Here is a 15,804-nt window from a genome sequence, read left to right as displayed (position 1 = left end):
TGGCGATAGAGAGCTCTTTCTTTTTTTATTTATACAGCGTTATTATACCACTCTTTTTGTCTTTCATTATTTTTAATTTATGGGTTAGCGAAATGATTTCAAGTATTTTTTCCAGGGAATCGTTTTTATTGATCTTTAAAGTGATCTTTTTATCTATTACACTACTGTCCCGGGATATAATCTGAGTTTGATATCTTTTTTCCAACACCTTAAAGACTTCTTCCAATGGCGTGTCATTAAAGTACAATGATGGTATACGCCATGCGGCTACCATAAATTCATCAAATTTTGCAATTTTGGGGTTTCTTCTTTCGCCATAAAGTTGAAACTCTTCTCCGGGGCGAATGGCCCAGGAATCCGGACTGTTTTCCAATGTTACATTTACGGAACCGGTGAAAAGAGAAATCCTGGTATGACCGAGAGAATCGGAAACCACATTAAAAGAGGTTCCCAGCACCGTAGTGGTTGTCTTTCCCGCTATAACGTGAAACGGCCTATTTTTATCTTGGGTAACTTTAAAAAAGGCTTCTCCTTTTAAAACAACCTTTCGGTAAGAATCCCCAAAATGCTCGGGATACTCCAGGGTACTACCCAGACCTACAATCACCGAAGTACTATCCTCAAGGACTACTTCCATAGGCTGACCGGTAGTATTCGTTAATAACATCGTTTGTGAACCTTTATCTGTTAAATAATGAATACCAAAAGCAAATAGTATTAATCCCGCGGCCACGGATGCAACCTTGGAGTACAACGGAATTGTCCCGGACTTTTTCTTTTCACCGAAAAGCGTATCCGAGAAAGTATTCCAGGAAGCATTAACCTGCTCGGTATTCACTTCAGTATCCGCATCTTCCCAGGATTTTTCAAAATAATTCTCCAGGTCCTGATCTTTTTGTTTCATTCGGGTTATTGGCGTTAAGTATCTATAACCATAACAACCGGGAAACTAAAAATGACTAATAAACAAGTTAAACAAATTGTAAACTAAACGGAAAGAAATCTTTACGGAATTAAGAGGATGGTTCTCCGCATTCTTTTTTAAGGTGAAGTGTTGCGAGCCTTAAATGATTGGCAATTGTATTTTGCGAGATTTTCAATATTTCGGATATTTCACTATAGGAGAGCCCGTTTAATTTGTGCATCTCAAATATTTCTCTCCTGCGTTTGGGCATCTCACTGAGTTTATTGTAGACAATTTTTAACCGTTCCTTGTTCTTGTCATCGGTATTATCCTCATCATGGAATACCGGTTCATCCACAATTACCATATCATCAAGCCTTAGGATCTTATTCTCTTTTTTCAAATGATTCAGAATAGTATTTTTGCCTATGGTGTACAACTGCTTTTCAAATGGAACATCTTCCTTTAACAAGGACCTTTGTTCCCATACCTTTAAAAAGGTCTGCTGCACTATATCATCTGGAGAAACATGGGTTAGCCTGAATTTTTTGGAAAAGCCATAAAGTTTGGAATAATGCTTTTTGTACAGGTACTCTAACGCAGTTTTATTCCCTTTTTTGAGATTTTTAATCGTGTCCACAAAGCCTTGATCTGGTTAGTTAGTTAATAACGAAAATAAGGTGATTTTATCACAAAACCCAAAATCCGATTTTAAATAATGGTAAATTCCAAAGGCAATTATTTTAATCGGGGGTATAAGAAATTCTATTTCCGTTATGGAACTAATGTAGAACCATTTCTTTAATATGTTTTAGGGTTTTCCATAATATCATATAATAATCGTATAAAACCAACTACCTCTCGGCATTCCGAATTATCGGGACACCGGACATGAATCGGAAATCTCCAAAAAAATATCGGGAAACGGTTTGAGTATTTTAAATCTCACGTAGTGAGTAAAAATCACACCCTCCAAGAAAGTGGCTTTCAAGGTTATTGCTAAAAATGAATTCTTTTAAAGGTATCAGAAAAGATTAATAATGAACTTATATCATTATTGAGATGGTTTCTTCCTGGGAATCTATAGTTCTCCCCTCACCCCTGACATATAAATTGCTTTGGTTATTATCTATCACCCTTGCCTTTACATTATCCGACAATTGCAAATCAATAAACCGCAACAGGTAATTTTTGATCTGCTTGTCCAGCACAGGAATAATAACTTCTATGCGATGATCCAGGTTCCGTGTCATCCAGTCCGCAGAACCGATATACATACTACTTTGTTCTCCTTTGCCAAAGAGATAAATCCTGGAATGTTCCAGAAATCTACCCACTATACTGATAATCCTTATATTTTCACTTTGCCCCCGGATACCAGGCACTAAACAACATATTCCCCTTACAATAAGTACGATCTCCACTCCACTGTTACTTGCCCTGTACAAGGCCTCAATCATATCAGGGTCCTGCAAACTGTTCATTTTTAAAAAAATATATCCTCTTTTGCTTTCCCGGACTTTTTCCATTTCTCTTTCTATCAGTTTCATGAATTTCAGGCGCGAATTGAAAGGGGAGACCAGGGTATGTTTTACCCGTGGTATAATCAGGTTCCTGGCTAGCACCTGAAAAACCTCGTCTATTTCATCCGTAATTGCGTCATTTGCCGTAATAATCCCCAGATCTCCGTAAATACCGGAATTCTTTTCATTGAAATTGCCTGTAGCTACATAACCGTATTTTTTTATACAGCCCGGCTTATTCTCCTTTCGGATCCATAAAATTTTGGAGTGTACTTTAATCCCTGGAAAACTATAGACCACCCTGGCTCCCATTTCTTCAAAGGCCCTTCCCCAGAGAATATTGAATTCTTCATCAAAACGAGCCTGCGCTTCTATAAAAAGAAATACATTTTTTTTGTGTTCACAGCACTTCATCAGGGCATGCAGAAGCCTGGATTCCTTACCTACACGGTAAAGGGAAATCTTGATGTCCGTCACTTTTTCATCCAAAGCAGCTTCTTCGATCAGCCGGACCAAGACATCAAATGAATGATACGGAAAATGCAGCAACCGATCTTTTTCTTCGATAGCTTCGAAAATATTTATCCCATCTCCCCATGTGGAGTTTTTCCGTTCCAAAGCATCAAATTCCAGCAACCTATCCGAAGGTCTCGGAAAACCGAAAAAGTCCTTGAAATTGTGATAAGTTCCTCCCATTACCAAGTCAATATCATGAATGCCAAGAGCTGCTTTCAGTTGAACCTTGAGATACTCAGGGATGGATTTATCGACAAGTAAGCGGGTAGTCTGCCCCGTTTTTCTTTTATCCAGTGCATTGTATATCGCATCAACCAATGTTCCCGAAAACTCATCTTCCAGATACAATTCCGCATCCCTGGTCAGTTTAATGGCATACATATTCCTGATCTGCTTATTTTTATATATTTCACCCAGATTGTCCCTGAGAATATCGTCTATAAAAGTGATGAAAAACTTTTCGTCATTCGAAGGCAGTACAACAAACCTGTCTACCTCTGAGGGAAACCGGACTAATGCCGGAGCAGTATCTTGTTTAAATTCGACAACCATAGCCATGGTTTCGCTTTCCAAAGCCATCTCATCCATTGACATCTCATCAAAATAATGGGTGTCCAGCCTGCTTGCAAACGTCTTAAAACAGGTCGAGGAAAATGCCTTTTGTTCCCTGTTGAATTCACCTGAGGTAATGATATGAATATCATTTTGTTTTAACTCCGGAATAATCTGGTCTCGGTAAATTGCTCCGAACCACTGTTGCTGCTGCTCTACCTGTTTTTTTATTTCCTTAATAAGTTTGTTGGGTCTGGAGATCAGCTTTCGCCTAAAATCTTTATCCAGTTCTTTCAATTGCCTTATTGCCGATACCCGGACCTTAAAGAACTCGTCCAAATTGGAAGAAAAAATAGCCAGGAATTTTATACGTTCGTACAACGGATTCCTGGTATCCGCAGCTTCCTGTAATACCCGGTGATTAAATTGCAACCAGCTGAGATCGCGATTGTAAAACTTAAATGCTCTCAATACATACGTGATTAAACCGGAGAAAGATAAATAACTGTTTTCTTACGTTCTTAAATTTAAAGTTAATTTTCTCCCCGAAATAACAAAACGCTTGTTGCAGATAATTCGGAGATATCCGGATACTGCCAGTCCTATCCTTTCACAGAACCGAAGAAACAAAAGAAACCGTCGAAAAATATTTTTCGACGGCCTCTTTCTTCTTTCCCTATAGTCTGATCATCCCCGCTACGTACCGGGACAAACGACAGATAAAGGATAGGTTATACCAGACAGCTGTGTTTTTTCAACAGTGCTGAATGCTATGGTACCTGGGCGGGAGTAGCGGCAACATAAATATTCCGGGCCCTGTATTCGGCATATTCCGGCCCCGGGTTGCCACTGGAACCCTCCATTTGCATGTTGATGATCAACCAGAACGGTTTCCCTACAAAGTCGGCAGTATGTGTCCCTGTCTGATTTCCGTCTATATAGAGTTTGATCTCTACATCCGTTTCGGAGGTTTTATTGATGATCACCTTGTAATTGTGCCAGTTTCCGGCATCGGATACCGTGGTTTTGGTCGTCTGCCAGGAAGTGTTTTGCCAGTCAGGGCCTGTCACCGTGTTTTGCCAGTTGGTATTATTCCCTTTAAACTCCATAATGTCGATCTCCGGTGGCCAGCTCCAGGCTCCGGTGATCCAGAAAGCCGGCCAGGAGCCCCTTGCAGTCGGCACCTGGAAATCCCCGCTTATTTCCCAGGAAGGCAGCGAATCACTCACAACAATGTGGTCTTTAAAATGAATGGCCCCGGAATGGTAACGTATTTTTAACCAGGGATCGGCAGAACTGTTCCCCTCGTCTTCATAAATGCGGTTGGCTTCTATTAACAATTCACCATTTCCATCCAGCGTTACCTGTTCTTCATACATCCGGGCCGAGCCATTATGGTCGGTCCCCCACGGATAAAACATCTCCCAGTGCTCCTCAAATTTCTGAGCATTATCAAAAGTAGTTGAATCCAGTAAAACCACCGGCTGCAGGGAGTTTGCACTTTGTAGTTCCTGCAGATGAGCCTTACTTTGCGGGGCTTCCCCGAGGTCGGTTTCTCCCGGTTCACTGTCCTGCGTACACGCTATCAGAGAGCAGGCACAGAACGACATCAATAAATACTTTGATCTTTTTAGATATTCCATAATAAATAGGTTTTAAAAATTCAATTGATAAGATTTTAAGGGGTCCTTCACCGGCAGTCATGGACTCTCATCCCTACTACCAGGCGATATTCCGGTATAACCCTACGGAGGCTTTTTTTGGGGCAGCATTCGCAGAGAAAACCTTTTTTTCTTTGTATAATTACAAATCTTCCCATACGGGATTCTATGATATCGAGGTACTACCATAACAAGGGAGCAGCATTCTTCTATCTGTTATTTTACAATTCTTGTCTCCGGCAATACACTATAAGGCAAAGTTTGTCCTTCGGTTTGCAGGTAATAAAAATCAAGCGTAACTCCCGGGTCGATCATGTAAATACTCAACCTGTGCTTTCCTTTCTTCTTTAGCGTAACGGGAACGTCCACGCCTGCCAGGTTTTTCAATACATTCTCTTTCCAGCGTTCACTCCTGCCATGGGTCTGAAAGTTTACAATCCTGATCGGTCCGTCATCCCATTGCACCCCAACCCGGACCTTGTGGTCACGGGTTAGCGGGTGCGTGGGCAGGGCAAAAAGGAATAGCTTTGCATCTTCAGTTACAGTTTCCGTAATGAAGTGATAGGTCAGTTTCGGATGATCTTTTAGGTTGATCGTATCTAAAGGCATGGCATCAATGGGAAAGGCCTGTATGGCGTTTCCGCTATGTCCTAAACCCTGGAGGCCTTTCCACATATACTTTTCATCACCGGTTACGGAAGAAAAATGACCGGCATAGGCTACGGCCATACCGTTCTTTTCAAGAAAACCATCACCGGGGTTTTCTCCCATATCTCTAACACGGATATCAACCGGGAAATCTTCACCATCTAACTTTAAAACAAATTTCGATTGTGACGGTCTGCCCGATCGTTCCCAGACCTTCCCGTCCACTTCAAAATATATCCTTTGCTGAAGTTCGCCCGTACCGGAACTCAATTTTCCATCAGGCTGTGATACTTTTATCCATTCCGGAAGGTCTCTTACAGACCAGGTAATATTTCCTTCCCTTTTAAGAAAAACATCTACAAAATAACGGTCGTTCTGCCCCGCATAGAAGAAAGGGAGTTCATCTCCGTTTTGTCCCCGGTCTTCAATGCGGTATCCGTATAAATCTCCACTTTCACCGGGAGAACTCATTATTTCGGGGACTTTAAATACCGGTAAATCCCGCGGTGCCATATTCATCATATGGTTCCATTTTCCGTCTGAGATCCCGGTATTGTACTGTTTTGTGATCCCGGCAATACTATCATGGCTGGCCAGAGATAGATCCTTATATTTTTCCGCGATCAACCGGCCTTCACGATTATACTTTAAGGCCAGGTCCCTGTAGAGATATTTCATATTCATAAACATGGCCCCTTTAACAGGATAATGGACCAGTTGAAAATACGTGTCCTTCCGTTCTTTTGGCAAGCTGTTATATATACTGTCAGAGGTATCTCCTAACTTTTTATAAGCATTGAGCCTTTTCCCGACCTCGTCTCCCCATGCGAAGGGATCGTATCCGGTTTCGTGGACTTCGGTTGTGGGTTCGGTCTGGCTCCATCCCATATATTCCGGTTTTCTCTCAAAGGAGAGGTCGTAATATTTTTTCCGCAGTTCACTTATTTTATCCCCTAACGGAGAACCGAAGATACTGGTGTAGAAGTTTTTCCTGTGTATATCCAGGCTTTCGGTATCCCGAAATGCTTCCGTATCATAGGCCATGTCCATAAAGAGCTGCATAGTGTATTCGGCGGGTTTTATATCGCCCACATTCAATATCCATAGCCGGTCAGCGCCTGTTTTATAGGCTTTCCACATTTCTTCCCGTATCAATGCGGGAGGGGTGGTACTGAGCCATAGATAATCATGTGGCCGCCCCCAGTACGAAGCGTGATAGTACACCCCGGCACCTCCGGGCCGTTTTCTTTCTCCGGCATTACCCAGGCGGCGGATATAGCCGTAATTGTCATCCGGCCAAACCATGGTAACATCTTCGGGAACTTCCAGGCCGGCATCATAAATATCCAGCACTTCTTTATAGGCCGTAAACGCCTGGGGGATCTCTTCCACATCCTGATCCAGGTATTTTTTTAACAGTCCTCTCTGATCTTTGATCACTCCTTCCAAAACACTTACCGCATCTTCCTTACTTTCCACACCCTCCATACCGCTGTCGTGGATTCCCCGCATCCCAAGGGTGTAATAGGCGTCCATCCCCTTACTTTCTTTTACTCTTTCCTCCCAATAGGCATATACCTGTTCTTTATTCGTCTGGTAATTGAAGGCTCCTCTTTCACTTTTATTCCACTCATCCACGTTATTCCTGAGCATGGGCTCTGCGTGAGAAGTCCCCACTGTAATCCCATATGCTTTTGCCGTTTCCGCATTTCCGGGATAATGAAAAAACGCCCTGGTACTGGGATGCATGGCGGGCCAGATGGTATTGGCCTTTAAGCGGAGCAGAAGTTCAAACACTTTTTTATAGGTTTCGGGGCCTATATCCCCGGTTCCGGGTTCAAATGTTTTAGCCGCCCAGGGTTGCAGGCCCCAGTCTTCATCATTGATAAAAATTCCGCGAAACTTTACTTTAGGGGCTTCTTCGACAAACAGTTCACCAGAAATTTCCAGCACTTCTTTTTTTTCGGGCTGAACGTCTGCCCACCAATACCAGGGTGAAACTCCTATCCTCCTGCTCAGTTCCATTAATCCGTGTGCCGTCCCCACGGGATCACTCCCCGCAATAAAAAGAATATTCTTTTTGCCCTTTGCATCGGTTACAGCCTTGATCACATAGCCTTCCAACTTTGTCCTTAATTTATCCGTGTCGATTCCCGCTTCCTTACATGCCTTATCAAAACCCTCGCTTACACCAAGGGTGCCGGCTTTTACCTGGTATTCGGAATTACCCCTGCTTCTTAACTCTGCCTTTTGACCGCTAATACGGTATACATCATCCGCAAATAATTGCGCCGCCGTGTGCACAGGCCGACCCTCATTTTTATCACAGATTATTTGTGCCGTGGTTTCGGCCGATGAAATAATAAAAGAACGCTTTTCCTGGGCTACTACATTTGAAGAAACCGGGAAAAACGTAAGCAAGACCACTACTAAAACCCTATTAAACACTTGATTTCCCATTACTGTTATTATTAATTTTTCACTATAAATACATCTTCAATCCACACATAATCATCGGTACTACCGAAAATATTTAACCGTTTATCACTCCACTTCGGATGTTCTCCCAAAACTTCAATGCTCATTGTATATTTATCCTTTTCAAGTAAAGGACTTAAGAACTTTTGTGATGAATATTCATATTTGCTGTAAAAATCCACTATAGCATTTATGACCTCCTGGCCTTTGCTGTTTTTTATAATGACTCTTCCATAGCCACTGGTATTGTCAGAGATGGCTTTTATACCTACACGACTACCTGTGAATGAACAGGATATCACAGCTCCCTTCTCTTTTGACCCCTGTATGTCGTTGTCTGTTTCCCAATGGCCCCGGATTACCCGGCACCTGTCTTTTACGGATTCTTTTTTCCAAGGCACAGAAGACCATTCGATAGTGGTAAGATCCACCTGCCAGTCTTCCTGAAATTCGGGTATGGACATTTTATCTCCTTCTACTGTTATCGGTTGCCAGACATAGGTAGCCGAAGAACCCTGCCGGGGAAAAGACCACCGGTCGCCCATATACATAAACAAGGTGTCTTTTGTATTCGTAACCGGTAATACGAATGAACATTGGGAATTCCATGTCAGCGTGCCCTCCGGTGCAAACAACCCGCGCATGGTCCAGGGGCCTTCCGGTGAAGGGGCGGTCATGTACATATTGTCGTTCCGCTCCCAACTGGTAAGGTTGGAACTCAGCCAGTAATATATACCGTCCTTTTTAAACATCGCCGGGGATTCTCCTCCTTCCTTTTGAGAAGTGACCAGACGTTTTACTGATTTGTAATCGGATGATAACTCATAAATCAATCCGTGATGAATAAGGAGGTATCCTTTACCGTCGGTGTCCCGAAAGGTCCCCATATCCCATTTCCGTATAGGTTTTCCTTCGTGTAAAAGTGCTCCCCGGAACTCATAATCTCCGTTTATGGTCTCGCACGTGGCATAACCGATATGAGGATCGTTGTATTTCCGGTCGTCCGTGTGCATGAACATGACGAATTCCCCGGTTTCGGGACATTTCATCACTTTTACGCGTTCTCCGATCCGGTCGGGGCCCAACAGTCCGTCAGGTTGCCTGGGCAGTACTATCTTTTCGAATTTCCAGTTCTTCAGGTCCGTAGATGAATAACAGCTAAAACCCGTAAAAACATTGGTATCCGATTTGTATTCCCCAAACAAATAATACCGGCCGTTTTCCTGTACAATACAGGCTCCGTGAGCATTGACTTCATCATTGAATTGGTCAAACCATGGTATACCGCTATGTATGGCTTCGTACTTCTCCTGGCCTGTTGCATTTTGAATTATCAGGCAACTTAAACCTATTTGCAGTACGATTAAAAATCTTATTTTCATCTGCTCTTTTTTATTTATTTTTCATAGGTCAGATGGAAATCGAAGATTCACGAACTCCATCTATTAAAATATTAAAACCGTGAGTAATGCCCCAATGATCATTTCGGTTGGTATCCGAGAAATTTGGCTATGGGCATTTCATATTCTCCGATAAATCAAAAATTATTAAATTAAATTTAATGAATCTGACTATTGCACATCAATGGTCAGCACCTGATCCGGCAATCCTTCCGCACTGACTTTGATCCCTGCTTTTCCTTTTGAGCGGCCTGACTGAATGGTAAGCAGGGCTTTTCCGAAATAGGTTGAAATAGAGTTCCCGGTAAAGGGATCTCTCAGATCTCCGTTGTCCAGACCTAATAGCTTTCCTTTTCCAGATACTTCAACCGTAATTGTCCGGTCCGCATCAGGAACTACCACGCCTTTCTCATCCACAATCCTGATCGCAATGTGAGACAGATCCTGACCATCAGCGGAAATTTGTGTACGATCTGCTGACAGTAGAATTTGTGCAGGTTTTCCGGCCGTTTTCAACTCATAAGAAGCTACTTCCCGGCCTGTCATGTATCCTTTGGCTACAATTTTGCCTTTTTCATAAGGAACATGCCACTCAATGGTATTGTTTGGAAAATTAACAGTTTTTCGGGTGCCTAAAGATTCATCATTCAGGATCAGCTCAACGCTATCACAATTGGTGGTAGTTTTTACCTTGATGATGTGCCCTTCGTATTGAGGAAAAGTCCAGTGATCTGCCAGAAAAGGCCAGCTCCAGTGGGGCTTTCCCGTGTCAATATCCAATGACTGATCGGCTACTGCGATTCTTACCATGGGTTCATCATTCCAGACGGACCGGTGAAATGCAGCGGCAGGTTTTTCAAACATGCAGACATCAAAAAGACCGTTCACCCGCCCGATGCTGGGCCATCCTTTGCTTTCACCCAAATAATCAATCCCCGGCCAAATGAACTGACCAAAGACAAAATCATTGTTTGCCACATCATACCATGGATTAACAGGGTCAAAAGCTTTGAACTTATCTTTTCTTCCGCGATAATAAGAAAAGGCTTCAGATACGTAGATAATTCGATCTGAAAATTGTCTTTTTTCATCCTTCAGCCATGGCTCCTGGTAATTGTAACCAACCACGTCCAGGCTTTGCGCAAAATCATTTACATTATGCCTTCTCTCCTGATCCGGCCGAAGTGCTGCCGTAACCAATCGGCTGGGATCCAGGTTATGGACATAATCCCTTAGCATAATAGCCCGCGCTGTACCTTCCCCGCTTGTATCGTACTGCTCGTCTGTTTCATTTCCGATACTCCAAAGAACAATAGAAGGGTGATTCCGATCCCGAAGGACCATAGCGTCCATATCGCGCTGCCACCAGTCCTCAAAGTATTTCTCATAGTACATGCTTTTCCATTTATCAAATGCTTCATCAATCACGACAAAGCCCAGACTGTCGCACATATCCAGAAACTCCGAAGTGGGAGGATTATGGGAGCAACGGATAGCATTGACTCCATATTCCTTGAGTATCTGAAGCCTGCGCAAGTATGACTTGTCGGGGACTGCAGTACCCAAAGATCCGGCATCCGGGTGAAGATTCATACCCTTCATTTTGATGTTTTTTCCATTGAGGAAAAAGCCTTTATCCGGATCGAACCTTATTTCCCTGACGCCAAACGGAGTGGTGTAACTATCCACCGTTTTACCGTTTACTTTTACGGTGGTTTCCATTGTATATATGTATGGCTCTTCTATTGACCAAAGCAGGGGGTCCCGGAGATTTAAAGATTGCTGTAGCGTTTCTTGCTTTGATTTACCGATCTCAAGTTCAGATTTTTCCTCTGCAACTTTCTTTCCCTGCTTGTCAACAATCCGGTTTTCCACCAAAACTTCTGCCGGGTTTTGAGTAGTATTATTAATGGTCGTAGCTATGTTGACTTTGGCTTCCTTCTCAGAAATCTCCGGAGTGGTGATGTAAGTCCCCCATGTAGCGACGTGTACCGGATTAGTTATTTTCAGCCAAACGTGCCTGTAGAGCCCCGACCCCGAATACCAGCGTGATGAAGGGCTGTCGCTATGATCTACCCTGATGGCAATGGTATTCTCTCCTCCGTAGTTTAAGTATGGAGATAAGTCGTATTCAAATGTAGTATAACCATAAGGGTGCAACCCTAAATGCTTTCCATTGATATACACATCGCTTTGGTGATATATGCCGTCAAATTGAATGACTACTTTTCTGTTTTTATAGGTCTCGGGGACCGTAAAGCTTTTGCGGTACCACCCAATACCTCCGGGGAAAAAGCCCATTGCACCTTCCATCCAACCTTTACCGGCATTTTCCTTTGACACCTGTTGCTTAATACTCCAGTCGTGCGGCAACTGAACTTCCTGCCAATTGCTGTCATCAAAATCAGTTTTTTTGGCTTCAGTGACATCTTTAGGCGAAAATTTCCAGTCAAAATCAAAATTCTTTGTTTCTCTTTTGTTTTGTGCCAGACCCAAGACAGATATTACAAGAAAAATAATGGTGTGTATAAGTTTCATCTGTTCTTTTATATTATTTTTTATAGGTCATCCCGATGGTTATCGGGAGGAATGCCTTAAGAACATATCGGTTGGTTGGCACGAGCTGTTAATGGGCATTTCATATCCATTTGTTTTCCGGACCGATGACAGATGACCGATAGCCGATATGTGCTTCTGTCCTCCATTTATAGTCATTCATAATTTTTATCAGGTCGAATTTCCAAATACATAAAATCCCTGAAAACAACCTCCCCTTGCCCCATGGAGACCAAACCGGTCCGTAAAGAAAGGAAACCGCCGAAGTTCGTATGGTTATAACCGTCAACTACAAACGAACGCTGAATCTTGTGCCATTCTTTGCCATCGGGACTATAATAGAAAGTAACCGTATTTTCCATATTCCGGATTTTCAGATAACCTGTCCGTCCCATTGTGTTCCGGCCCGAATTCAGGGGCTCACCTCTCCTGTATATGGTGAATTTTCCCTGATCTGCTACCAGCCCGGCGTACATGGATTCATCATAAAAAAGAACAAGTCCCCCCTGAACATCCCCGGTCAATTCATAATTAACCTGGATTTCATAGGATTCGTCGGATGGGACACACAACAACGGGGAACTGTTTCCGGGATTATCCCCTTTCGCCTTAAAATGAAGTTTTCCATTGCCGACTTGTATCCGTGACGGGGCGTATTCCTTAAAAAAAGTCCATTGCAACCCCAGTTGGTCTCCTTCAAAGCTGTCGGATAGTGAAAACTTCCGGGTTTCGTTTTCAAGAATCCTTTTTTTGATGGGTAAATCGGTTTGAATTCCCTCGGGAATTTTAAACCAGCCATCGGAAGTCCATTCTATCGGTTCCATTAGTGTTTGTCTCCCCAGGGTATAAAAGCTCTTTTCGTAAGCATGGTACACGATCCACCAGTTCCCATCCGGATCTTCAACAAGAGTACCATGTCCTTTGGCATGCCATTTCTCATTTTTCGAATAGGTGTGGACAACCGGGTTATGAGGAGAATTTTCCCAGGGGCCGAGAGGCGATTTTGACCTGGCGGACACCACCATATGGGCAGTAGCCGGTCCCACCGTACCTCCTTCGGCCACAGTGAGATAGAAATAACCGTCTTTATACGTTAGTTTCGGGCTTTCCAAACATTTGCAGGCTACATCCCAATCAGCGGGAATATCCCAGCTGTCATAGGAATGAAACATTTTACCTTTTACCGATAACCCGTCGTCTGTCAATTCGATAACATTTCCCCCGTTCAGGTGCAGGTAACGTTTACCGTCCAAACCTGTAACATACCCCGGATCAATTTGTTCGATATTCAGATCGACCGGATCGCTCCACGGCCCTTCCGGACTATCAGCAGTGATCACCCAGTTTGTACCGCCGGCCGGGAAATAAATGTAATATTTGTTTTTGTACCTGAAAAAGTCGGGGGCCCAGACCGAACCTACATTTTTGTGAAGAGCATGGCATACCGGTTCCCAATTCACCAGGTCTATGGAATGCCAGATCCGTAATCCCGGGTAATATTCAAATGACGAGTGGGTCATATAGTAATCGTCACCATCCCGGAATATTGACGGATCGGGATAATCACCTGCTAAAATCGGATTATTATAGCTACTGTTTGAGGTTTGCGCCGAGTGAGCCTGGTCTTTTTCCGATTGCGACAACAAAGCTATTGGCAGAAATAATAGTAACCAGAACATCGTTCTTCTCATGATGATTATTTTTATATTGTAATAAATACAATTATCCCGGGAATCACAAAAAAACATCCGGGAAAATGATCTTTCCCGGATGGTGATCAAACTGTTTAATTATATCCCGGATTCTGCGGAAAATCTCCCGTATCGCGATCTATTACCGATTGCGGGATGGGACGCAGCAAATGAAACTCTTGTAACCGGCTTTCTTTCCTTGCCAGGTTGTTGTACTCCAGTGTGCGTTCCATTAATTTCCCAGTTCGTTTCAGGTCCATCCAGCGTTTGTATTCACCGGTCAGTTCGCGTGCTCTTTCATCGAGGATAAAATCGAGGTTGACATCGCCGGCCCCGATCTCCATGGCGGCTTCATTCCCGGGAATTGCCGCTCGTCTACGAACTTCATTGATCCTGCCTGCCGCGGTGCCATTATCGCCTGATTGGTGATAGGCTTCCGCCGCTATTAAATAGGTTTCTGCCAGGCGGAACAGGAAAATATCGCGTGTGCCCGTATAACTGGTTGTATTACCGTGGAATACGGCATCGGGATCATAGAATTTCCAGACCATCGGAAATTTCCCTGCCCCTCGGATATTCCCGAAATCCTGTTTCCAGGTCGGGTAGCTATAAATACTGGCCACGGGATGTTCCGCCATAAAGTCGAGCGAATCCTGTTCGGTGAAGTCCTCATCCCACTTCGGGAAGTAAACTTTCAGATCACCTGCACTGATGCCCTGGGAATTATCATTGGTTGTAGCATAAAACGTACTCAAAAACGTAACGTCATAACGACTGTCCATACTTGTATTAAAAAGCGAATACAGGAATTGGGTAGGCATAAACTGCGATTTCTTCCAGTTATATGTGGGGTTTTCCCGTTCAAATCCGGGTTCCTTGGTCCACAACTCCCATCCCCAGTGCGCACTTTGCCCGTTTCCGTCCGGAAGACCCTGGTTATTGACCCCGAGGGAACCGGCATCGTATTGGATGGAAAAGATGATCTCATTGTTTTTTTCATTGCCCGGAGCAAAGACATCCTCAAACGTGCTGAGAAGGGAGTAATTGCCGCTATTTATAACTTCATCTGCCAGGGATGCCGCCATAGCGAAATCGTTGCCCCCGGCGTAGAGTTTATAGCCTCTTGTAAGGTAAACCAAAGCCAGCAGGTTGTTCACCGCTCCCTTGGTAGCACGTCCGAATTCTTCCGCAACCTCAGGGACCAGGCCTCCCGAAGCTTCCAGTTCACTGATAATAAACTCATACACCGATTCTTCAGAAGCCCTGTCGAAATGGGTGGCCACACCGGTGATTTCTTCTTCGACAACAGGGACATCACCAAATTGTTCTACCAGCAAATAGTAATAATATGCCCTGAGAAACCTGACTTCTGCCAAAAGTTGTTCTTTTCTTGAATCACTCATACCGTCAACACCATCGGCCCTGGAAATAGCCGTATTGCACACCTGTATTGCCCAGTAACAATTGGTATAAAAGCCAGAAACAAAGCTATTCTGAGGGTCCAGTTCTGCATATTCATTAAGCTGACTGCTGAATATATCGCGATTTCCATAAGACCCGCCAACGATCTCACTTTCGCCCCTTGTGTAAATATCAACCCCCAGGCAAAACAGCCATGGATCATCGCCCCATACACTGCGCAATGTGGAATAAGCAGCGCTAACTAATGATTCATATCCTTCCGCATCGGTAAAGTAACCTTCGGCAGTGATATTGCTCCTGTTTTCTTCTTCCAGGAAACTTTCACAGGAAAAGAGAGATAAAGTGAAAAAACTTATTATCAGGTATTTATTGATTGGTTTCATTTTGAATATATTTAAAGTTAGACGTCAGACAGATTCCCTGAATTCCGGAATCTGACATCTTAAATCCTAT

Annotated in this window: 9 protein-coding genes; all 9 read right to left on the bottom strand. The window is 43.4% G+C overall.

From position 1 onward, the window contains the following. Positions 1-25: 25 nt before the first annotated feature. The 9 genes from ACVBDU_RS18960 to ACVBDU_RS18920 all read right to left on the bottom strand — a co-directional run bounded on the left by ACVBDU_RS18960 (position 26) and on the right by ACVBDU_RS18920 (position 15,734). Entirely contained in the window at positions 26-904 is an 879-nt protein-coding gene (locus tag ACVBDU_RS18960) for a FecR family protein (protein WP_447181298.1), read from the bottom strand. A gap of 109 nt (positions 905-1,013) precedes the next feature. Further along, positions 1,014-1,544, bottom strand: coding sequence for an RNA polymerase sigma factor (locus ACVBDU_RS18955; protein ID WP_447181297.1), 531 nt, complete (start codon positions 1,542-1,544; stop codon positions 1,014-1,016). Positions 1,545-1,950: 406 nt separating this feature from the next. Then, complete coding sequence (gene ppk1, locus ACVBDU_RS18950) at positions 1,951-3,966, bottom strand: polyphosphate kinase 1 (protein WP_447181296.1); 2,016 nt, start codon at positions 3,964-3,966, stop codon at positions 1,951-1,953. A gap of 299 nt (positions 3,967-4,265) precedes the next feature. Further along, complete coding sequence (locus ACVBDU_RS18945) at positions 4,266-5,138, bottom strand: glycoside hydrolase family 16 protein (RefSeq protein ID WP_447181295.1); 873 nt, start codon at positions 5,136-5,138, stop codon at positions 4,266-4,268. Between the two features lie 234 nt (positions 5,139-5,372). Next, positions 5,373-8,264, bottom strand: a complete 2,892-nt coding sequence (locus ACVBDU_RS18940) for a glycosyl hydrolase 115 family protein (protein WP_447181294.1) — start codon at positions 8,262-8,264, stop codon at positions 5,373-5,375. Between the two features lie 11 nt (positions 8,265-8,275). After that, the gene (locus tag ACVBDU_RS18935) at positions 8,276-9,664 is read right to left on the bottom strand and encodes a family 43 glycosylhydrolase (protein WP_447181293.1); all 1,389 of its coding nucleotides are present in this window, start codon (positions 9,662-9,664) and stop codon (positions 8,276-8,278) included. Positions 9,665-9,853: 189 nt separating this feature from the next. After that, positions 9,854-12,220, bottom strand: coding sequence for a glycoside hydrolase family 2 TIM barrel-domain containing protein (locus tag ACVBDU_RS18930; RefSeq protein ID WP_447181292.1), 2,367 nt, complete (start codon positions 12,218-12,220; stop codon positions 9,854-9,856). Positions 12,221-12,393: 173 nt separating this feature from the next. Next, a complete protein-coding gene (locus ACVBDU_RS18925; protein ID WP_447181291.1) occupies positions 12,394-13,929 on the bottom strand; it encodes a family 43 glycosylhydrolase in 1,536 nt (511 codons plus the stop codon). Between the two features lie 95 nt (positions 13,930-14,024). Then, entirely contained in the window at positions 14,025-15,734 is a 1,710-nt protein-coding gene (locus ACVBDU_RS18920; RefSeq protein ID WP_447181290.1) for a RagB/SusD family nutrient uptake outer membrane protein, read from the bottom strand. Positions 15,735-15,804: the final 70 nt, after the last annotated feature.

The organism is Sinomicrobium endophyticum (assembly GCF_052983315.1).
Note: the sequence above shows the minus strand (reverse complement) of the source record. Positions and strands in the feature narration are given on the sequence as shown.

Coding starts and splice junctions, on each gene's coding strand:
- ACVBDU_RS18960 (WP_447181298.1), bottom strand. CDS start 904: ATGAAACAAAAAGATCAGGACCTGGAGAATTATTTTGAAAAATCCTGG.
- ACVBDU_RS18945 (WP_447181295.1), bottom strand. CDS start 5,138: ATGGAATATCTAAAAAGATCAAAGTATTTATTGATGTCGTTCTGTGCC.
- ACVBDU_RS18940 (WP_447181294.1), bottom strand. CDS start 8,264: ATGGGAAATCAAGTGTTTAATAGGGTTTTAGTAGTGGTCTTGCTTACG.
- ACVBDU_RS18935 (WP_447181293.1), bottom strand. CDS start 9,664: ATGAAAATAAGATTTTTAATCGTACTGCAAATAGGTTTAAGTTGCCTG.
- ACVBDU_RS18930 (WP_447181292.1), bottom strand. CDS start 12,220: ATGAAACTTATACACACCATTATTTTTCTTGTAATATCTGTCTTGGGT.
- ACVBDU_RS18925 (WP_447181291.1), bottom strand. CDS start 13,929: ATGAGAAGAACGATGTTCTGGTTACTATTATTTCTGCCAATAGCTTTG.
- ACVBDU_RS18920 (WP_447181290.1), bottom strand. CDS start 15,734: ATGAAACCAATCAATAAATACCTGATAATAAGTTTTTTCACTTTATCT.